Genomic DNA, 20,263 nt, shown 5'->3' with positions numbered 1-20,263 from the left:
CGGCCGATCAGTCCAGCAGCGCTGTGAACCGGCCGTCGCGCGCGAGGAGTTCCAGTTCGTCCAGGGCGCGCGCCGCCGCCTCGGCCGCGGACGGGTCCCGGTCGGCGAGGCCGCTGGCGGCGAACTCGTCCTCGTCCAGGCGGATCACCCGCGTCCCGTCGGCCGACACCCACAGGTCGAGATCCAGGTCCTCCGAGACGATCGCGCCTCCCTCGCCGCGGACGGCGGGGCGGGTGATGTCGCAGTACCAGCCCTTCAGCGTCCCGTCCCCGGAGCGGACCTCCTTGACCGCGTACCAGCGGTCGCGCCAGTAGTGCTCGGTGAAGACATCGCCCGGCTCGAACCGTACGAAGCCGAAGTCGCGCACACCCTCGCCCGCCCAGTCGGCGCGCACGGCGATGTGCGTGCCGTCGTCGGACAACGGCCGCGCCGGATAACGGATCTTGGTGCGGCCCCCTTTGACGAGCGTGACCTGCACCGGGTCAGGAAGTGAGGGTGCGGACATGGCGGACCTCCGTCGCGTCGATCTCGTAGCCGAACCATGCGTTGATCGCGAGCATCGGCTCGTTGCCCGCGTCATTGCCCGTGTACGCCACCGTGCGGCCCGCCGCGCGGGCCCGGTGCAGCGAGTCGTTCTTGACGAGCTTGGCCAGGCCCCGGCCGCGGAACGCGCGGGCCGTGCCCGTCATCCCGGACGCGTAGCGGCCCTCGCCGTCGGTGTGGGCCAGGGTGAACGCGGCCGGACGGCCGTCCACCACCGCCACCGTCGTCAACTCCCGGTCGAGAAGCGGGTGGTGCCAGGTGTGCGTCGACCAGTGCGCGTAGTCGGCCGGCCGCGCCGCGATGTCACCCGGCTCGTCCGCCGCCGTCTCCGCGTCGAGAACGAACAACGGGCGCGGATCGGCCGCGAACTCCGCCGCCGTCCGCAACTCGACCCCGCGCGGCGGCACCGGGGGCGGCGGCAGGGCGTCCGCCGTCAGGTCCAGGCGCAGGAAGTGCGCCGAGCGGCTCGCGCGGTAACCGCGGGCCGCCGCCCACGCCAGGTTCCGCGGGCCGTCCAGGCACCAGCAGTACACCCGCCGCACCCCGAGCCGCGCCAGATGCGCCTCGGCCGCCCGGAGCAGCAGCCCGCCCGCGCCCCGGCCCTCCCGCCCGGGACGCACATACACGTTGGCATAGCCGAGGCCCGGCTCCGGGCTGTCGTGCGCGACACCGACCTGCGCCGTGCCGATCGGCTCACCGTCGTCGGCCACCGCGACGAGCTGCCGGTAGTGCGCGTCGGGATGCGCGTGCGCCCCGTCGTGCGTGACGGAGGCGGCGGTGGCGAGCATGGCGGGCAGGCAGGCGCGGCGGACCCGCGCGAAGCCCTCGGCGTCCGCGGGGTCGCCGTGCCGCAGAGAGCGGACGATCACGGTCATGGCCCGCACGGTAGTGGGCGTCGGCCGCGCGGCGCCTCCCTTTTACCGGGGCAGGCCCACGACGCCGACAGTGGTGTCCGGCGCTGCGCGGGATCGCGCCCTGCGGGACAATCGGGCCCGTGACCCTGAAGATCCGCATTGACGACAGCGCCGCGCCCTACGAGCAGGTGCGGGCCCAGATCTCCGAGCAGGCCAGGGCGGGGACGCTGCCCGTCGGCCACAAGCTGCCCACCGTGCGCGGCCTCGCCGAGGAGCTGGGTCTCGCCGCGAACACCGTGGCCAAGGCGTACCGGGCCCTGGAGGCGGACGGGGTGATCGAGACGCGCGGGCGCAACGGCACGTTCGTCGCCGCCGCCGGGGACGCCGCCGCCAGGGAGGCGTCCGTCGCGGCGCAGGCGTTCGCGGAGCGGGTGCGGCGGCTCGGCCTCTCCGAGGAGGCGGCGCTGTCGGCGGCGCGGGACGCGGTGCGCGCGGCCTACACGTAGGGCCGCGGCGCGGGTTACAGGTACAGCCCCGCCTCCGCGCCGCCCCGCTGGTCGGGCACCGACGTCGGGGAGACGCCGCGGCGCAGCGCGTACAGCTCGGCCAGCGTCGCGCCCTCACGGCCGAGGCCCTCCTCGGTGCCCAGCCAGTCGACGGCCTCGCGACGCGTCAGCGGACCCACCTCGATCCGGGCCATGCAGCGGCCGGGGCGCACCACGGCGGGGTGCAGACGCTCCAGGTCCTCGTTGGTGGTGACGCCCACCAGCACGTTGCGACCCTGGCCGAGGAGGCCGTCCGTCAGGTTCAGCAGCCGGGAGAGCGCCTGGCCCGCGGTGTGCTTCGCCTCCCCGCGGATCAGCTCGTCGCAGTCCTCCAGGAGCAGCAGCCGCCAGCGCCCCTTCGCCGTGCCGTCGTCCTCGCCGATCGCGATGTCCATCAGGTATCCGACGTCGGAGAACAGCCGCTCGGGGTCGAGCACGCAGTCGACCTGGCACCAGTCGCGCCAGGAGCGGGCCAGCGTGCGCAGCGCCGACGTCTTGCCCGTGCCGGGCGGGCCGTGCAGCAGCAGGAGCCGGCCCGCGATGTCCTCCGGGCGGGTCTTCATGAGCCGGCCCATGGCCTCGGCGACCGGCTGCGTGTAGTTGGGCCGCACCTCGTCCCAGGCGCCCGCCGAGATCTGCCGTGTCGTGCGGTGCGGTCCGCGCCGCGGCGACACGTACCAGAAGCCCATCGTCACGTTCTCCGGCTGCGGTTCCGGCTCGTCGGCGGCGCCGTCCGTGGCCTGCCCGAGCACCTTCTCCGCAAGCTCCGGCGTCGTCGCCGTGACCGTGACGTCCGCGCCCCGGTTCCACCGGGAGACCAGCACGGTCCAGCCCTCGCCGTCGGCGAGCGTCGCGCTGCGGTCGTCGTCGCGCGCGGAGCGCAGCACACGGGCGTCCGGCGGCAGCAGGGTGGCCCCCGCGCGGACGCGGTCGATGTTCACGGCGCGCGCGTGCGGCTGCTCGCCCGTGGCGAAGCGGCCGAGGAACAGCGCGTCGACGACATCGGAGGGTGAGTCGCTGTCGTCGACGCCCAGCCGGACCGGCAACGCGTCGAAAGGGTTCGCGGACATGGGGCCATGATCCGGCAAGGACGGGCCGCCCGCACGGGATTTCCGCGGCACGTCCCACGGGTGGCGGCCCCCACCTTGTGACCATCCGGTGGCGACGCAGCCTGTCCGTCCGTCAACTCCTCTGCCTACTCTTGTCCTTGATGGGACGTCATGGGTGGAATTCGGGGACACGGCGGTGGCGGCTCACCGCTCTGCTCGGCGTGGGGGTGGCCGCTCTGGCCCTGGTGCTGACGCTGTTCGGCACGCTTCCCGGCGGGGACGGCCGCGACGGCGGCACCGCGGGCACCACACCCGGCGGCGACACGGTGTACGGGACGCCGACCGAGCCGTCGAGGACACCGGGATCCGAGGTCGGCTGGGGTTTCACGCACACCGAGCACTCCGCGGACGAGGGTTCCGCCGCGGCCACCGAGCGTGTCGAGAAGCTGCTCGGCGACCGGACGCTGCCGCAGAACGAGGCGATCATGGGCTGGGGAGCGGACAACCCCGAGCCGGTGAAGGGCAGGTACGACTTCGACGCGCTGGACAGCCGGATGGAGTTCATCCGCAGATCCGGCTCGACCCCCGTCATCACCTTGTGCTGCGCGCCCGACTGGATGAAGGGCGGCACACCCGGTGCCGGGACGACGGACTGGAGCCGGGAGAGTCTGGAGGCCGCGCCGTACCCCGAGCACTACCAGGACTTCGCGAACCTCGCGGCCACGGTCGCCAAGCGCTATCCGGACGTCCGCCACTTCATCGTGTGGAACGAGTTCAAGGGCTTCTGGAACGACGAACGGGGCCGCTGGGACTACGAGGGCTACACGAAGCTCTACAACCTCGTCCACAAGGCGCTGAAAGAAGTCGACAAGGACATCCGGGTGGGCGGCCCCTACCTGGTCATGGACAGCCTCAGCCCGAAGCAGGACGACGGCGCCTCCGACGCGGTCGAGGGCGCCTGGGGGCGCATGGACCAGCGGATCGTCGACGCCTTCACCTACTGGAACAAGAACAAGGCGGGCGCCGACTTCGTCGTCGTCGACGGCTCCAGCTACACGAACGACGACGAGATGCTGCCCGACGAGTTCCGGGCCACCGACAAGTTCACCGACGTGGGCGGATGGCTCAGGGAGCGGACCGGGGGCCTGCCGCTGTGGTGGGCCGAGTACTACGTGGAGCCCGCGGACAGTGACGACGACCGCAAGGGCTGGAGCGAGCCGCACCGTGTCGCCGTCCAGGCGGCGGGCCTGATGGCCATGGCGAAGGGCGGTGCCACGTCCGGGTTCTACTGGAACCCCGAGACGCAGCGCGGCGACGGCTGCGCCGGCTGCCTGTGGCGGCCCACCGACCGCGCGTCCGGTGGCCGCCCGCTGCCCATGTTCGGCCTGCTGGCGCGGTTCGACGAGGAGTTCGGCCCGGGGACCCGGTTCCGGGGCGTGGACGTCGCCGCGGACGACCGGCCCAACGTAAGGGTCCTCGCCGACGACAAGGCCGTCCTGGTGGTGAACACCCTGGACCGGGCCATCAGCGCCGAGATCGACGGCGAACGCTTCCAGATGCGGGGCTACGAGGTGAAGTGGCTGCGCCGGTAGAGCGCCCCGGGCACCGGGGCGCTACCCGAGGCCCATCGTGAGGAACCGCTGGACCAGCGAGGCGAGGACCACCGCGAGCAGCGGCAGCGAGAACCAGAACGTGGACTGCGACCACCGCAGCCGCCGCACGCTCGGGCGCGTCGCCACCCGGACCACTTCGCGCGCCGTCAGCAGCACGATCAGGACGATCGCCGCGAGGGCGCCCACCACCGTCCACGCCGTCCAGGTGATCCGGGGTCCCGCCGGGCCCGGGTCGGCCTGAGCCGGCTTCCCCGCCGGCTCCGCGCGCAACCGGTACATGGTCACGTCCTCGTCGGCGTAGACCTTCCTCAGCTCCTGCCGTTCGTCGAGGTTGCGCACGAGCCGGGTCTGCCACGTCCTCGCGTAGCCGACGTCCAACTGGAGATAGACGACCTGACTCTTGTTGATCATCAGGTACGAGCGCGGTCCCGCGTCCTTGAGCGCCTTCACCAGGCCGCCGACCAGGACCGGGTCGACCGGCGCGAGCGTCGGCACGTACTGGACCTTCTCCATGTCGCGGGCGCCCCACGGCAGTGCGGGGGTCACGTTGCCGACCGGGTCGTCGCTCATCCACAGCAGCCGGACCGTCGGGTCGTCCCGCGCGTAGACGTACTCCATCGCCGCGACCTCGCCCGGCCGGACCCGCTCGAAGGGTTCGTTGCCCCAGCGGGCCACCAGGAAGCCGCCCACGAGCAGCAGGCCCGCCATCAGCGCCGCGAGGGGGGCGAGCGTGACCCGGTCCCGGTCACGTTCCTCGGCCGTCACGCCCGTACGCGGGAACAGGGCGAGACCGGCCAGGAGGGCGGCGCCCGGGAGGGCGAACATGAAGACGCGCAGCGCCATCTCGCCGCCGTACGACTGCATGCCGAAGCCCAGGAACGGCACGAAGGTGAGCACGAGGAGCGAGCGCTCGCGGTACTTCGCTTCACGGCGGCGCCACCAGCCGTAGCAGGCGAGGGCCAGCACGACGCCCGCGAGGAGCACCCGCGTGTACAGGACGAGCTTGTGGGTCGAACTGCCGTCCTGGATCCGGCCGGAGACCGAGGAGGTGACGTTGGAGCCGACCCCGCCGACGCCGCCGAACAGGTCGTCGAAGTGGCCCGACCAGTACGGCTCCGCGAGGAAGCCCAGCCAGACGACGACCATCACCCCGAACAGCACCGGCAGGCCGCGCAGTTCGCAGCGGCCGACGAGGACCAGGACCGCGAGGACGCCGAGCATCACGAACGGGGTGAGCTGATGCGCCGGGACCGTCGCCGCGAACAGGGCGACGAGGACGGTGAGGAGCACCACGCGCTGCCGTCGGTCGGTCGGTTCGACCTCCGGCTCGCCCGGTCTGCGCCGGGCCCACAGCACGCGCGGCGCCCGGAACCAGACCAGCAGGATCGCCACGAACACCAGGTAGAGCAGGTACGTGAAGCCTTGCGGCGAGAAGTAGTCCTGCCCCACCCAGCCGCTCAGGACGAAGATCCACACACCGGACCACTTGGCGCGCCAGCTCGCCCGCATCGAGCGCAGCAGCAGGAACATCGGCGCCAGGTAGAGGAGTTGGATGGCCAGGGGCCACCAGCGGATGACCTGCGTGAGGTCGTCGACCCCGCAGGCGCTCGCCAGGAAGGCCGCCGCCGCGAAGAAGCCGGGCCAGCTCCAGCGGGCGTCCAGATCGGGGACCGCGGAGCCGGTGCGGTCGATGTACTCCAGGAAGCCGAGGTGCTGCCAGGCCGTCGCGAACCGCGGCTCCGCCTCGATGACCGCGGGCAGCGCGTGCAGCGACACGACGGTGGCGAGCAGAGTGAGCAACAGGAGCCGCTTGTGCGGGTGTTCGAGCCACAGCAGGGACGCGAAGACGACGACGAGCAGCGCGGCGCCGAGCAGCGTCACGGGGGACAGGACCGAGACCAGGCCGAGCCCGCCCATCTCCGCCAGGTCCGGCTCGCCCATCCCGAGGACCGGACCCCAGTACAGGCCGAGCGCCGCGACGAGCAGCAGCGCCAGGACGACGGCGGCCGGGGTCGGCCACCCGAGCCGCCGCGCGGGCCCGGCCACCTCGAACGGTTCGGCCGGTTCGGCCCGCTCCGGGACAGGTCCGGGCGCCGCCGCCTCCCCGACGGTGAAGGGAGCGTCGACCTCCTCGTCCGGGGCGGGCATCCCGGAGCCGCCCTCGCTGTGCCCGCCGCTGGACGCCTGGGAGGCGGACGGTGTCCCCGGCGGGGCCGTCTCCTCGGAGGGCTCCGCACGGGGACCCGGCACCGGGGAGCTGAGCCCCGAGGACGGCCGGGCCGTGCCGAGCGGCGGGGCGGGCGGGGCGGACCGGACGTCCGGGCGCCGCTCCTGGTGGTCCAGGTTGAGCTGCACCGCGAGATGCAGCGTGTCGGAGTCCATCGCGTCGCGCAGCGCCCACGTCGGACCCTGCTTCTCCGCAGCCCGCACCTGGGCCCTCACCGGCGTCTTCGGCGTCCCCAGATCGGCGAGGTCACCGTCGGGCGCCGCGTCCTCCACGGCCCGCGCCGGAGGGGCGACCCGCACGACGCGCCACAGCTTCGGCGCGGCGATCGCCACGATCACGGCGAGCGCGGAGATCTCGGCGACGCCCGCCCCGGTCAGCCCCATCCGGGGCAGGAGCAGCAGCGTCAGACCGAGGACGAGGAGACAGAGCAGCCCCTGGAGCCAGGCCAGCCCCGAGGTCCTGCTCTGCGCCCGCAGCACCGCGAAGTACGTCTCCATGACGACGCGCAGGGCCGCGCCGACCGCGAACCAGCGCAGCAGCGGCGTGGCCGCGTCCGCGTAGTCCTGCCCGAACACCCGCAGCACGTACGGCGCGAGGAGCAGGAGCAGCCCGCAGATCGGGATCATGATGCGGGTCATCCGGCGCAGCGCGGCCCGGGTGTTCGCGGCGAGCCGCGCCGGATCGTGCGAGCCCTCCACGGTCAGGGAGGCTCCCATGTTGATGGCCAGCAGGTTGACGGTGCCGCCGATCGTGGTGGTGATGTAGAAGTACGCGTTGTCGGCGGAGCTGATCTGCGAGGCGATGAGCACCGGCACGAGATAGACCACGGCGAGCGAGAACAGGGAGCCCGTGCAGTCGCCCGCCAGGAAGCGGCCCATCTCGCGCAGCGTCGGCGGGTCGGCCTTGTCGTCGGCGGCCTCGATGTGCCGCGGGACGAGGCGCCGCAGGACGAGCCAGCCCAGCGGGACCACGGAGAACGCGATGGCGACGACCCACGACACGAAGACACCGGTCGTCGGGAGGACGACGGCGAACGCGACGAGCAGCCCGAGCTTCACCGTCGAGAAGACGGTGTTGCCGACCGGCACCCACAGCGCGCTGCGCAGCCCGGTCAGCACGCCGTCCTGGAGGGTGAGCAGCGACCAGGCGACGACGGCCGCGACGAACCCGAGCCCGTGCAGCGGACCGTGCAGGAAGCGGTAGGAGGGACCCCACCGGTCGAGTGTCAGCAGGAACACCGCCGCCGCCAGCGCGACGGCGACCGAACTGCCCGCGTACGTACGGAGGATGAAGCGGCCCGTGGCCCGCCCCGCGATCGGGATGAAGCGGGCCAGGGCGCCGGTCAGTGTCACCGCGGTGATGCCCGCGAGGAACTTCATCGCCGCGATCGCCGCGGAGCCCTGGCCGACCGAGTCCGCCGCGTAGTAGTGCGCGGCGGCCAGCCAGAAACCGACCCCGAGGACGCCGGAGATACCGGTGTTCAGCATCAGCGCATAGGCGTTGCGGAACAGTTGGTTGCCGTCCCCCGACACCGTGCCACCGGCACCGCCCTTCCTGGCGCGGCCCATGCGGGGCAGCCTGAGCCGACGTCCTGGCGGCCCCTGCGGCTCGGTCGGAGTGTGCGCCGGCGTGGCCGACGCGGTCTGGGCGGTGGTCGTGTCAGCCACGGGTACGGGTTGCCTTCCGGCGGGCCTGTCGGGCTCTGCGGACCACGGCGTACCCCTTGGTGAGGGCACGGTCCCTGGCGAAATGACGGCCGAGCGCGCGGCCCTCCACCAGCCGCTCGAACTCGGCGGGGCCGGTGGTCCGGCGCACGGTGAGGCGGCGCAGGGCGTAGGGGCCCTGACGGCGCCGGGCGAGGGTGTTGCCGACGGCGAGCGCCTGGTCGAACCCGGCCGCGCGGACCGCCTGCCGCACCCGCCGGTCGGAGTGACCGTAGGGGTACGCGAAGGAGACGGGCCTCGACCCCAGCTCCCCTGCGACGAGCTCCGTGCAGTGCCGCAGCTCGAACTCCATGGCCCTGTCGTCGAGTTGGTCGAGCTGCGGGTGCGTGTGGCTGTGCCCGCCGATCTCGACGCCCTGCGCGGCCAGCGCCCGTACCTGGTCCCAGTCGAGCATCGTGTCGAGCCCGCCCCCGGTGTCGTACGGGCCGCGCAGCCACCCCGTCGAGACGAACAGGGTGGCCGCGAAGCCGTGCCCGGCGAGGACGGGCAGGGCGTGCCGGTGCACGCCCTCGTACCCGTCGTCGAAGGTGATCAGGACGGGCCGGTCGGGCAGCGCCCCGCCGCCGCGCCAGGCGGCGGCGAGCTCCGCGGTGGTCAGCGCCGTGCACCGGCGGTCGGCGAGGATCCGCATCTGCTCCGCGAACTGTCCGGGCGAGACGGAGAGACCGCGGGTCGCGGCGCTCGGCTCGTCGGCGACCGCGTGGTACATCAGCACCGGGACGGGCGTGCCGTCCGGCGTCCGGGCCGCCCCGCTCATGCCGCCGCCCCCGCTTCCCCCGCCCGCGCCGCGCCCGCCGCCCCGTGCGGGCGCCCGCCGATCTCCACGGCCGAGAACGGCGCACCCGACCCACGCGCCCTGAGGCGGCCGAGCAGATAGCCGCCGGCCGCCGTCGCCACCCCGGCCACGATGGCACCGGCCCGGCCCGCGCCGCCCGGCCGGGCGAGCACGAGGTCCCGTAGCCCGCGCGCCACCCCGGCGGGCAGCACCCGGGTGGTGTACGCCCGCTCGGACTCGAGCCCCTTGGCCGCGCCGACACTGCGGGCGACCAGCGCCTTCGACAGTCCTTCCGCGTAGGTGCGCGCACGGAAGTAGGCGAACCGCTCCCGCCCGGCCGGGACCCGGTGATGGATCACCGCCCGGTCGTCGATCAGCAGCACGGCGTCCGGTCGCGCGCGGGTGAGGCGGATGCACAGCTCCGTCTCCTCGCAGCCCAGCGGGCGCTTGTCCCCGTCGCGGCCGATGCCGGTGGCGAAACCGCCCGCCGCCTCGAAGGCGGTGCGCCGGAACGAGGCGTTGCCGCCCAGGACGTTGCGCACCCGCGCCGTGCCGCGCGGCAGCCCCCTGTACGTGCAGCCCACGACCCAGTCGAACTCCTCGGGGAACCAGGCGGGCCGGCGCCCGGACGCCCAGATGGGTTCGGTGCGCCCGCCGACCGCGAGGACCCGCGGGTCGGCGTACCCGGCGGTGAGGTGGCGCAGCCAGTCCCGCTCCGCCATCGCGTCGTCGTCGAGGAAGGCGATGATCTCGCCGTGCGAGGCGGCGATGCCGGTGTTGCGTCCGGCGGACAGGCCGCGGGGCCCCGCGTTCGCCAGCACCCGGACACCGGGCGTCTCCTTGTACTCCGTGCCGAGCCGCTCCAGCAGCGCCGGGTGGTGGTCGACGACGAGCAGCGTCTCCAGGGCCGGGTGGGACTGCGCCCGTACGGAGTCGACGGCGGCGAGGATGTCGGTCCAGCGTTTCTCGGTGTACACGCAGATGACGGCCGAGACCGTCCTCCGCGCGGGGTGACGGCCCGTCAAGGCCGGTCTCCTCGCGCCGTGCTGGATCTGGTGGCCGCCGACGCGGCGCGCAGGGCCCGCCGGTTGGAGCGCTCCCTCAGGATGACTCCGAGGACGCGCAGCCCGTCGCGGACGGCGCGCAGGTTGCTGGCGCCGTGGATGCGCAGGTACTCGTGGCTCGGGATCTCCTGGACCCGCAGGCCCGCCTTGACGACCCGGATGTTCATGAGGGTCTCGACCTCGAAGCCGGTGCAGTCGAGGTCGATCTCGTCGAGGCAGTGCCGCCAGAACGCGTTGTACCCGTAGCACAGGTCGGTGTAGCGGGCCCCGAACTTGGCGTTGACGACCGAGCACAGCGCCCGGTTCCCGAATTTGCGGATCAGCGTCATGTCGTCGGTTCCGCCGCCGTTGGCGAACCGCGAACCCTTGGCGAAATCGGCGCCGGAGACGAGCGCGGAGACGTAGGAGACTATTTCCTGTCCGTCGGCCGAACCGTCCGCGTCGACCATCACGATGATGTCGCCCGCGCATTTCTCGAAACCGGTGATCAGGGCATCCCCCTTGCCCTTTCCGCTCTGCGGTACGACGACGACCTCGGGCCACAGGTCGCGGGCGACCCGGACGGTGTCGTCGGTGGAATTCCCGTCCACGAGAACGACCTCGTGGATCCATTCCGGCAGGGTCTTGAAAACGTAGGGAAGATTCTCCGCCTCGTTCATGGCGGGAATCACCACGCTGACCCGTGGCGCGATGGCGAGGTGCATGGATATCGCCCGGTAATGGGCGGGTGTACGTGCCGGTGTCGACGCGTCAGGGATCACCGGGCGCGCAACGGAGCTGCTCATGAGTCTGGTCCCTCTCGTCCGGTGGACCGCCCGCCCCCGGGCGGTCCGGCTGGATATCCGGTTCGAAAGGGGGGTTCTCACTGACGGACAGGACGGAACGATCTCCGTACAGGCCGGGTGAGTCGGCCATACACACCGGTTGGTTGGACCGGCCGCGCGGCACGCGACTCGGCGATCCTTATGACGGGACTGAGCGGTTCGCCGAGCACGGCACCCCCCTACCGCGCTCCGTACCGGACCGTCGCCGCGACCTTGAGCCCTCCCCTGGATCGCGTGAGGCGATGGACCGATGCGGGTGGTATGTGTGACGTCATTGACGGTGAAGACTGTATGGCAAGGCCTGGAACGCGGCCTCGCGTTTTTAGGTCGTTCTGAAATGCAACCGCATTGCGCTGCCGTCAGCGGTTTCTGCCCGTTCGCCGACGGAATCGGAAACCCCACTGGAACAGAAAGGCGAGGGCGCTCAGCGCCCCCACGGTGAGCACCCCGCCGTCGACCGACCAGTGATGGGTGGCGAGCATGCCCTGGGCCACCAGCATCACCACGGTCAGCGCGCCGGCGAGGGAGACGAGGCTCCGGGCCCATGGGTCGAGGCCGCGCAGCGCGGCGGCGAACGCGGCACCGGGCGCGGCGAGCAGGAAGAAGAGCGCGAGTGGTCCGCGCAGGGGTGAGGCGGCGTCCGTGAGCGCGAGGACGAGACCCGCGCCCCCCGCGACGACGCCCGCGCCCGCGAGCAGAGGGAGCGTGTCTCTGCCGGACGGCGCGTCCGCCGGGCCGTCCCCCGAGCCGTCCGATGACGGTTGCTTGATCCCGATGGTCTGCATGGGCGACTTTGCCCCCCGACGCGCCGGATGCCGGGCTCAAATGTCGCGCAGCGGTGGGGGTGGCGTCAAGATGCGGACGGTATGTGCGGAGTTCCCCGTGGGTGTCGGATGCGTCCGTAACTCCCTGATATCGCAACGGAGTTGTAGGTGAAGCCCGGGTCTACGGGCGTAGCTGGCGTGAGGGAGGGGTAAGCCACCAGAGCTGACATGTACCTGATGTTGAACGGCGGGCGAAGATCCGTCCGAGGTACTTCCCGGTAACCCTGGGGCGTGCTACCACAGTTGCGGCAGAAATCCTGCTAAAGGAGGTTCCATGAGACGTTTCCGGCTTGCGGCATACATGACCTCGTTCCTCTTCGCGGCAGCGACCGCCCTCACCGGGGCGGGTACGGCACAGGCGGCGGAGAGCGCCGCCGCCACCGGCTACGTGGCCCTCGGTGACTCGTACTCCTCCGGGGTCGGCGCCGGCAGCTACGACAGCGCCAGCGGCGACTGCAAGCGCTCCACCAAGGCGTACCCGGCCCTGTGGGCGGCGGCCCACGCACCGTCCAGCTTCCACTTCACCGCCTGTTCCGGCGCCCGGACGGGCGATGTCCTCTCGGGGCAGCTCGGCCCGCTCGGCTCCGGCACCGGCCTCGTCTCCCTCAGCATCGGCGGCAACGACGCGGGCTTCGCCGACGTCATGACGACCTGCGTCCTGTACTCCGAGTCCACCTGCGTCAACCGCGTCAACGAGGCCCGCGCCTACGTCACCTCCACCCTGCCCGCCAACCTCGACAAGGTGTACTCGGCGATCCGCGCCAAGGCACCGGCCGCCCATGTCGTGGTGCTCGGCTACCCCCGCTTCTACAAGCTCGGCGGCTCCTGCATCGCGGGCCTCTCCGAGACCGAGCGGTCCGCGATCAACTCGGCCGCCGACCTCCTCAACGCCACCACCGCCAAGCGCGCCGCCGACCACGGCTTCACCTTCGGCGACGTGACCACCACCTTCAGCGGCCACGAGATCTGCTCCGGAAGCGCCTGGCTGCACAGCCTGAACGTGACGAACATCGGCGAGTCGTACCACCCGACCGCCGCGGGACAGTCGGGCGGATACCTGCCCGTGTTCACCTCCGCGGCCTGACAGGCCCCTGGGCCCCTAGTACGTGGGTGAACCGGTGGCGGTCCCGCTCGACGGGGTCGCCACCGCACACGTGAGCGCGTAGGCCACGTAGTTGGAGGTCACCGAGGACGGGCTGCGGACCTCGACCCCGATCTGGTTGCGCAGCGTCCCGCCCTGCGCGTACGTCGTCTGCGTGGTGTCGACCGTACGGCTGCGCGCGCCGCCCGCGCCGAAGCTCAGCGTCTTCCAGCCCGGGTCGGACGGCTCGCCGCTCCGGGTGACCCAGCGGTACTCGACCTCGGCCGGGGTGCGGCCCACGGTGATCGTCGCCGCGAACGCGGGTGCCCGGGACGCGGGCGGCGGGCACGCACCCGAGTAGCTTCCCCGGACGGCGCTCACGCTGACGCGCACCGACCGGGCCGGGGTGGTGGTGTGCCCGCCCCCGCTCGAACCCCCGCCGCTCGACCCGCCACCGGAGCCGTCGGTGCTTGAACCGCCGCTCGACGAACCGCCGTTGCCGTTCCCGCCCGAACCGCCGCCGCCGTCGCCGGAGCCACCGCTCGTGCCCCCGCCGTTCGAACCGCCGCCGCCCGAGCCGCTGTCGCCGCCCCCGCCCGACGTCGCGCCCCCGTTGTTCCCGCCGCCGTCGTCCCTGGTGAGCAGCGCGTACGTGAGGCCGCCGATGGCGAGCAGCAGAACGACGATCCCGGCCATGAAGGCGAGCGAGGCGCGGCGTGCGGAGCGGTGGCCCGCGTCCGCGGGATCCGCGCCCGTGGTGGTCGCCGCCGCTCCCGAGCCGAACGGGACGGGGACCGGCACGGGCGACGGGGGCGTGGCCGGGCCCGGCTGCGGCGAGGTCGCTGTCGGCATCGCGGCGAGCGGGGACGCCTGGGCGGGGTCGCCGCGCAGCGTTCCGCCCGCGCCGATGATCCGCAGATCGTGCTCGGCGTCCGCCGCGGGCGTCCGCGCGGCCGGGTCCTTGCGCAGCAGCCCCTCGATGACCGGGGCGAGCGGACCGGCCCGGCGCGGCGGCGGCAGCTCCTCGTCGACGACCGCCCTGAGCGTGCTCAGCGGGGTGTTCTGCCGGAACGGCGAATGCCCCTCGACGGCCGCGTACAGCAGCACCCCGAGGGACCACAGGTCGGACTGCGGCCCGGGCGCCCGCCCGAGCGCCCGCTCCGGGGCGAGGAACTCGGGCGAGCCGATGATCTCGCCCGTCATCGTCAGGGCCTGGGTCCCCTCGACCGTGGCGATACCGAAGTCGGTGAGGACGACCCGGCCGTCGTTCGACAGCAGGACGTTCCCGGGTTTCACGTCGCGGTGCAGCACCCCCGCCCCGTGCGCGGCGCGCAGCGCGGCCAGGACCTCGGCGCCGATGTGCGCGGCGCGTGGCGGATCCATCGGGCCCTCGGCGTCGAGCTGCTCGGCGAGCGTGACCCCGCGCACCAACTCCATGACGATCCATGGGCGTCGGTCGTCGGTGGCGACGTCGTACAGCGTCACCGCGTTGCGGTGCGCGACGCGCGCGGCGGCCCACGCCTCCCGTTCCAGACGCGCGTACATCCGCTCGACGTCGGCCGTCGGCAGCCCCGCCGGGGCCCGGACCTCCTTGACGGCGACCTCGCGTCCGAGCACCTCGTCACGGGCCCGCCACACGGTGCCCATGCCGCCCTCGCCGAGCGGGTCGAGCAGCCGGTACCGCCCCGCGACCACACGCTCACTCACGGGCGCCCCCATTCGCGGGAAGACAAGTACGACCAAAAGTAGCTCAACCGAGCGCCGTTGCGGCCCCCTTGAAGACCAATCCGCAGCCGAGCGCGAGGACGACACAGGCCGAACCGAGGGGCACGAGACGCCGCGCCGCACGACGGCCGCGCAGCCGGCTCGCGGCGATCCGGCGGGCCGCGAACGCCCCCGCCCGCACAGCCACGAACCCGGCGGCGGTCAGGGTGACCGCGAGCCCGGCCCCGTAGGCGACGACGAGCAGCACACCGAACCACGCCTGTCCCAGCGCGGCGGCGCCGACCAGGACGACGACGGCGGACGGACTGGGCACGAGCCCCCCGGCGAAACCCAGGAAGAGAGCGCTCCGCACCTGCGACCCGGACCGCTCGTGCCCGGACCGCTCGTGCCCGTGCCGACCGTGACCGTGCCGACCGTGACCCAAGGGGGAGTGCGGGTGCGCGTGGTCGTGCGCATGGCTGTGCGCGTGCGCCCCGGTGCGCCATGCCCTGCGGACGAGTGACACGCCCGCCGCCGTCACCAGTACGCCGCTGGCCACCCCGAGCCAGGCCACGACCGACGGAGCCGCCGCCGAACCGCCGACGACGAGCGCGCCGAGAGCGACCACCCCGAGGGTGTGCGTCACCGTGACCGAGGCGGCCAGCGGCAGGACGTCGCGCGGTCGCGCCCGGCCGCGGGCCGCCGCGGTCGCTGCCATCAGAGTCTTGCCGTGCCCGGGCGCCAGCGCGTGCAGGGCGCCGAGCGCCAGGGCCGTGGCCAGCGCGAGCGCGGCGAAGCCCGGGGTGAGGTCGTGCCGGGCGACGAGGCCGGTCAGCGCGCTCGTCCACCGGTCGGCGCCGCGCGGCAGGACGCTCGTCGCCGCGGGCCGCTCCGGGCCGTCGTCGCGCAGGGCCGGTCCGCCGGGGACGACGCGCACGGTGGCCGAGGTGGTGTGCGGCGGCGAGCCGAGCAGGTCCCGCGGGTACCGGGTCAGCCGGTGCGAGAGGGAGGCGCGGGGGACGTCACTGCGCCCGAGGGTGGTCCGGTCGCCCCGCGCGGTGATCTCGTGCCAGCCGGGCCCCGGCCGGTCCGGCACGTGGAAGGAGAGGGTGACGGCCCGGCCGCGGGGGAGCGGCGCGGTCGCCTCGCACTCCACGCGGAGCGTGCGCAGACCGGCCTGCCCGGGCCGGTAGGCGGCGCTGCTCGCGCGGAGGACGACGGGCGTGGGCGCGCCGTCGACGGAGAGCCGGCCGGCACGGACGGCGTCGCGGCACCGGGCCCGGGCCCACCCGTCCTTCCCCGCCCGCTCGATGGCGGGCGCCGCCTGCGTCGCGGGGATCTCCGCGAGGTCCTCGACGTGGGTGACGCGGAGCCGGCCGGGGGCCGTGACGAGGCCGTCGTAGGTGCTGGTGGTGAAGTTCCCGAGCGGGTGGGCGTCGGCGGCGGGCGCGGGGACCAGGAGGAGGGCGAGCGCGAGAAGCAGGCCGAGCGCGGCCCGGCGCGGCCGGAAAGCGCCCAGGAACGCCGGACGGTTCACGACGCCTCCCGCAGCAACGAGCGCGCCGCGGCGGCGCCCACCGGTGAGAACCCGGGGTTGAGCCGCAGCGCCCGCCCCAGCCACTCCCGCCGCTCCGCGCCCCGCGCGATCACGCCCCGGTGGTAGAAGAAGGAGGCGTCGCGCAGCCCGGTCCCGGTGGCGAACCGGGCAGGCGCGAGGGCTTCGGCGTCCCGCCCGTTGACATGCAGCGCCCAGGCCAGCGCGTCCGCCGTGTGCACGGTGTGCCGCCGCGCCCACTCGGCCCGCGCCGCCCGCAGCGCGGCGCCCCGGTCACCGTGGTCCGCCGCGGCCATCGCCGTGTCGAGATCGACGTCGACCCCGTGGGCCCTGGCCAGCCCGGTCCACGCCGACACGAGGCCGTACTGCTCCCGGGCCCGCGCCGTGTCGCCCCGGGCCTCGTACAGTTCCCCGAGCGCGACCAGCGGACCCGGCAGCGGATACCGCGCCACCACCTCGCGCAGGTCCCGCACCGCGCCGGCCGTGTCGCCCCGCCCGGCGCGCGCCCGGGCCCGGCACTCCAGCGCCGCCACATACCCGGGGTCGGCGCGCAGCGCCTGCCCGCACCGGCGCAGGGCCGCTCCGAAGTCCCCCTGGCGCCAGGCGAGTTGGCCGAGCGTCGTCGCGGTGTACGCCACGTCGCCGGAGGCCGACGCCCCGGCGAGCGTCCGCTCCAGCACGCGGCGCGCGCCGGTGACGTCGCCGCGCAGCTCCCGTACGTAGGCGAACCGGGTGAGGACGGGGAGGCCGGGGCGGCGGGCGTCCGCCTCGTCGGCGGCGCGTGCCGCCTGCGGGTACCGGCCGAGTTCGACGAGCGCGTCGATGCGGGTGGCCAGGGCGCGCTCGCCGTAGGGGTTCACGGCGAGCGCGCGGCGGGCCTCGCGCAGCGCCCCGCGGAAGTCGTGGCGGGCCGCGGCGAGGGCGGCGCGTCCGGCGAGCGCGGTGTCGTTGCCGCCCGGCCGCAGCGCCAGGGAGCGGGCCAGGGCCCGGTCCGCCTCCGCGTACCGGGACGGGTCGCCCTGGACGCGGGCCTGTTCCACGTAGGCCGTGCCGAGGGACGCCCAGCCCGCGTGGTCCTTCGGCTGGGCCCGCAGGTGGGCCTGGAGCGCGCGGACGCCCTGGTCGAGACCGCCCGTGCCGAGTCCCGTGGGCGGAGCGGCGGGCGCGACGGCGGCGGGCGCGGACGGTCGCCCGCCGCCGCCCCCGCCGATCGCGACCGCGCCCCCGGTGAGGGCGAGCGCCAGCGCGCACGCGGCGACGGCGGTGCGTCCTGAGAAGCGCGGAGCCATGAAGGGTGCCTTTCTACGAGGTGTCGGGGAGGGCCGGGGGTGGCTGACGCGGCCCGTGGGGGGCTCACACGGGCCGCGCCGTTCAGGAGGGGCCGACGTCAGGCGCTGCCGCGCCGCCCCCGGGTCCGCCACCACACGAGCCCGAGCCCGACGAGCAGCGCGCCCGCCGCCCCGGCCGCCGCGGAGGCGACGAGGACGGTGTCGCTGTCGCCCGACGATCCGGTCGACGCCCCGGTGTTCACCGCGCCGCCTTCGAGGGCGCTGCGATCGGCGTCGTCGCCGCCCCGCTTCGCGGCCAGCGGTCCGCGCGACCCGGATGCGGGCAGTGCCACGTACGGGAAGGCGGCGCCGAACTTGCGGTCGTTGGTGTTCACCGCGTCGCCCAGGTCGTTCTCGTTGCCGAGCAGTTCGCCCTCGACGGCTTGCAGTTCGATGTCGACGACGTCGTCGGTGAGCCGGCGGCCGTTGGGGAACCCGGCGTTGTCCCCGTCGAGGACGCCGAGCCGTTTCGGCGAACTCGTCGGCTTGATCCCCGTGTTGAGGCGCAGCATTTCGGCGGGGCGCACGTTCGGCGGCTGGTTCAGCCCCTTCACGCCGGTCAGGAAGACCGACACGAGGTCGTCGCGCGGCTCGGTGGGGGCCTTCAGCTTGTAGACGGCCTCCAGGAGTTTCGGCAGTTCGGGCTTGGTGACGTACGGCAGGAAGTCCGCGTCGTTCCACGGGTGCGAGGCGTTGAACCTGTCCTTGTCCTTCTGCGCCACCACGACCTCGTTGACCAGGGGCGAGCCGAGGCGCGACACCTGGGTCCAGCCGCCCTCGGCGTTCTTGCGCTGCGTCGTCGACCAGACGCCGACGACCGGCTGCTGCGCCGACTGCCGGATGGTCTTGGTCGGGACCTGGAGGGCGATGGTGTTGACGTTGTACCCGGCGAGCGTGTCCCGGCCGACCTCGGACAGGTCACCGCCGTACAGCAGGTCGAAGACGCGCAGGTCCAGGAAGAACGGGTCGTCCGCCTGGCCCGCGAACGCGGTGCCGCCGCCCTTCACCTTCCGGACCGCCTGGTCGCGCAGGGTCTTGTAGTCCGGCATCGACGCCTTGCCGACGTTCGACGGCGCGACCGGCACGTCGTCGGCGACCTTCGAGGTGGAGACCACCTTCTGGTCCTTCAGGGTGAGCAGGTCGATGTCATAGGTCTGGGTGACATTGAGGTCCGGGTCGTCGAGGCCGGTGACCGGCCCGGTGTTGTAGAGGAAGGTGTTGCCGTTCTTGGTCCGTGTGTCGAACGTCCAGCGGTACAGCAGGTCGCCCTGCCCGTCGCCGTCGCTGTCGATGTGGATGTCGTGCTGGGACTCCTCGGCGAACGGATAGAAGTTCGGCCCGCCCGCCGGTTCCTCGAAGGGCAGCCAGTCGGCGACGAGCGTCGTCGTGTCCGGCTTGTCGGGGCTGACGAACGCGTACACGTCCGTGTTGTCGTGGAGCGGGTCCCCCGAGATGAGCGGGGCCTCCCGGTGGCTGGAGGCGTGGGCCTCCCCGGGTTGAAGCGCGGTCGCACCGGCGGCTGCGAGCCCCCCGGCGGCCAGCGCGCCGGTCACGAGCGCGGCCAGGGAGCGAACTCCCCGGCGGTTCCTGGCAGTTGCTGTCATCGCGTCCGAATCCCTGTCTGTGGTGTGTCTCCGGTGCCCGCACCGCGCGAGCCTTCGACGCCCATTCGGGGCCGGGGGCACGGCGGATTGGTACGGGATCCGGGCGGGGCCCCATCCGGCCGCGCCCCTGTCTGCGAACCACCCGCGGCGGCACACTGGGTGCGCGCACGGGAGTGACGGGGGACCCCCATGGACGCGGTGGACGGCGCCGAGGAACTGCTCACCCGCGTGGCCCGCGGCGACCAGCGGGCCTTCGAGGAGCTGTACGAGCAGGTGGCGGGCCCCGTGTACGGGCTCGCGAGGCGGGTGCTGCGGGACTCCGCGCAAGCCGAGGAGGTGGCGCAGGAGGTGCTCCTGGAAATGTGGCGCACCGCCGCCCGCTACGACCCGGCCCGCGGCGGCGCCCTCTCCTGGGTCCTCACCCTCGCCCATCGCAGGGCCGTCGACCGGGTCCGCAGCGTGCGCGCGGCGGGGGAGCGCGAGCGGCGCGCCGCCCGGCGCGCGGCCACCCCCGCCTTCGACCAGGTCGCCGAGGAGGTCGAGAGCGGTCTGGAACGCGAGTCGGTGCGGCGCTGCCTGGGCGGCCTCACCGCCCTCCAGCTCCAGGCCGTCACCCTCGCCTATTACGAAGGACACACCTACCGCGAGGTCGCCCGCCGCCTGTCCGTGCCGCTCGGCACCGTCAAGACCCGGATGCGCGACGGGCTGCTGCGGCTGCGCGCCTGCCTGGACGGGGCCCCGACACGCCGATATCGGCCACCGGCTTGACGTCGGCCGCGCCTTCACCGGCTGTCACCACCGGTCCGGACGGAGGCTCAGAAAGCTCGCCAAGTGCCCTGCTTGTCCAACTCGCCCTGAAATAACTCGTATTCGGAGAGTAGTCGGCAAAGGGGCGTCAACCTGCCTACGAGACAGGTGAATCGTGCGACCGGGATACACGAGTGTCCCG

16 protein-coding genes are annotated in these 20,263 nt (G+C 73.6%); 4 read left to right on the top strand and 12 right to left on the bottom strand.

Going from position 1 to position 20,263, the window contains the following annotated elements; genetic code table 11:
• Positions 1–7 precede the first annotated feature (7 nt).
• Both ACIRF8_RS32875 and ACIRF8_RS32870 read right to left on the bottom strand, forming a co-directional pair.
• Entirely contained in the window at positions 8–505 is a 498-nt protein-coding gene (locus ACIRF8_RS32875) for a DUF402 domain-containing protein (RefSeq protein ID WP_404220918.1), read from the bottom strand.
• Positions 483–1,418: a GNAT family N-acetyltransferase gene (locus ACIRF8_RS32870; RefSeq protein ID WP_404220916.1), complete on the bottom strand. Its 936-nt coding sequence runs from the start codon at positions 1,416–1,418 to the stop codon at positions 483–485. The genes ACIRF8_RS32875 and ACIRF8_RS32870 overlap by 23 nt, the downstream gene beginning before the upstream one ends.
• A 119-nt stretch (positions 1,419–1,537) precedes the next feature.
• Between ACIRF8_RS32870 and ACIRF8_RS32865 the strand changes: the two genes are divergently transcribed.
• On the top strand, positions 1,538–1,903 hold the full coding sequence (locus ACIRF8_RS32865; RefSeq protein WP_404220913.1) for a GntR family transcriptional regulator: 366 nt from the start codon (positions 1,538–1,540) through the stop codon (positions 1,901–1,903).
• Between the two features lie 14 nt (positions 1,904–1,917).
• Here the strand turns inward: ACIRF8_RS32865 and ACIRF8_RS32860 are convergent, their stop codons facing one another.
• Positions 1,918–3,012 carry a DUF5925 domain-containing protein gene (locus tag ACIRF8_RS32860; protein WP_404220911.1) on the bottom strand — a complete coding sequence of 365 codons (1,095 nt, stop codon included), beginning with the start codon at positions 3,010–3,012 and terminating at the stop codon, positions 1,918–1,920.
• Between the two features lie 140 nt (positions 3,013–3,152).
• Between ACIRF8_RS32860 and ACIRF8_RS32855 the strand changes: the two genes are divergently transcribed.
• Positions 3,153–4,583 (top strand): xylan 1,4-beta-xylosidase, encoded by a 1,431-nt coding sequence (locus ACIRF8_RS32855; RefSeq protein ID WP_404220909.1) that lies wholly within the window; start codon positions 3,153–3,155, stop codon positions 4,581–4,583.
• A gap of 21 nt (positions 4,584–4,604) precedes the next feature.
• Here the strand turns inward: ACIRF8_RS32855 and ACIRF8_RS32850 are convergent, their stop codons facing one another.
• The 5 genes from ACIRF8_RS32850 to ACIRF8_RS32830 all read right to left on the bottom strand — a co-directional run bounded on the left by ACIRF8_RS32850 (position 4,605) and on the right by ACIRF8_RS32830 (position 12,003).
• Complete coding sequence (locus ACIRF8_RS32850; protein ID WP_404220907.1) at positions 4,605–8,498, bottom strand: lipopolysaccharide biosynthesis protein; 3,894 nt, start codon at positions 8,496–8,498, stop codon at positions 4,605–4,607.
• Positions 8,491–9,312: a polysaccharide deacetylase family protein gene (locus tag ACIRF8_RS32845; RefSeq protein WP_404220905.1), complete on the bottom strand. Its 822-nt coding sequence runs from the start codon at positions 9,310–9,312 to the stop codon at positions 8,491–8,493. The genes ACIRF8_RS32850 and ACIRF8_RS32845 overlap by 8 nt, the downstream gene beginning before the upstream one ends.
• Positions 9,309–10,355: a glycosyltransferase gene (locus tag ACIRF8_RS32840; protein WP_404220903.1), complete on the bottom strand. Its 1,047-nt coding sequence runs from the start codon at positions 10,353–10,355 to the stop codon at positions 9,309–9,311. Before ACIRF8_RS32840 ends, ACIRF8_RS32845 begins: the two co-directional genes overlap by 4 nt.
• Positions 10,352–11,179, bottom strand: a complete 828-nt coding sequence (locus ACIRF8_RS32835; protein ID WP_404220901.1) for a glycosyltransferase family 2 protein — start codon at positions 11,177–11,179, stop codon at positions 10,352–10,354. Before ACIRF8_RS32835 ends, ACIRF8_RS32840 begins: the two co-directional genes overlap by 4 nt.
• A 398-nt stretch (positions 11,180–11,577) precedes the next feature.
• A complete protein-coding gene (locus ACIRF8_RS32830; protein WP_404220899.1) occupies positions 11,578–12,003 on the bottom strand; it encodes a hypothetical protein in 426 nt (141 codons plus the stop codon).
• A gap of 313 nt (positions 12,004–12,316) precedes the next feature.
• Between ACIRF8_RS32830 and ACIRF8_RS32825 the strand changes: the two genes are divergently transcribed.
• The gene (locus ACIRF8_RS32825; protein ID WP_404220897.1) at positions 12,317–13,126 is read left to right on the top strand and encodes an SGNH/GDSL hydrolase family protein; all 810 of its coding nucleotides are present in this window, start codon (positions 12,317–12,319) and stop codon (positions 13,124–13,126) included.
• Positions 13,127–13,141: 15 nt separating this feature from the next.
• On the opposite strand, the gene ACIRF8_RS32820 is transcribed toward ACIRF8_RS32825, so the two are convergent.
• The 4 genes from ACIRF8_RS32820 to ACIRF8_RS32805 form a co-directional block, all read right to left on the bottom strand.
• A complete protein-coding gene (locus tag ACIRF8_RS32820; protein WP_404220895.1) occupies positions 13,142–14,842 on the bottom strand; it encodes a serine/threonine-protein kinase in 1,701 nt (566 codons plus the stop codon).
• Between the two features lie 31 nt (positions 14,843–14,873).
• Complete coding sequence (locus tag ACIRF8_RS32815; protein WP_404220893.1) at positions 14,874–16,364, bottom strand: nickel transporter; 1,491 nt, start codon at positions 16,362–16,364, stop codon at positions 14,874–14,876.
• Positions 16,361–17,671 (bottom strand): hypothetical protein, encoded by a 1,311-nt coding sequence (locus ACIRF8_RS32810; RefSeq protein ID WP_404220891.1) that lies wholly within the window; start codon positions 17,669–17,671, stop codon positions 16,361–16,363. Before ACIRF8_RS32810 ends, ACIRF8_RS32815 begins: the two co-directional genes overlap by 4 nt.
• Before the next feature lie 98 nt (positions 17,672–17,769).
• The gene (locus ACIRF8_RS32805) at positions 17,770–19,314 is read right to left on the bottom strand and encodes a DUF4331 domain-containing protein (protein ID WP_404220888.1); all 1,545 of its coding nucleotides are present in this window, start codon (positions 19,312–19,314) and stop codon (positions 17,770–17,772) included.
• Between the two features lie 189 nt (positions 19,315–19,503).
• Here ACIRF8_RS32805 and sigK point away from each other — a divergent pair, with 189 nt between their 5' ends.
• Positions 19,504–20,082 carry an ECF RNA polymerase sigma factor SigK gene (gene sigK, locus ACIRF8_RS32800; protein ID WP_404220886.1) on the top strand — a complete coding sequence of 193 codons (579 nt, stop codon included), beginning with the start codon at positions 19,504–19,506 and terminating at the stop codon, positions 20,080–20,082.
• The last annotated feature ends 181 nt before the right edge of the window (positions 20,083–20,263 follow it).

The sequence above is a fragment of the Streptomyces sp. NPDC102406 genome (assembly GCF_044765725.1).
GTDB lineage: Bacteria > Actinomycetota > Actinomycetes > Streptomycetales > Streptomycetaceae > Streptomyces.
This window is presented reverse-complemented; position numbering and strand designations above follow the sequence as displayed.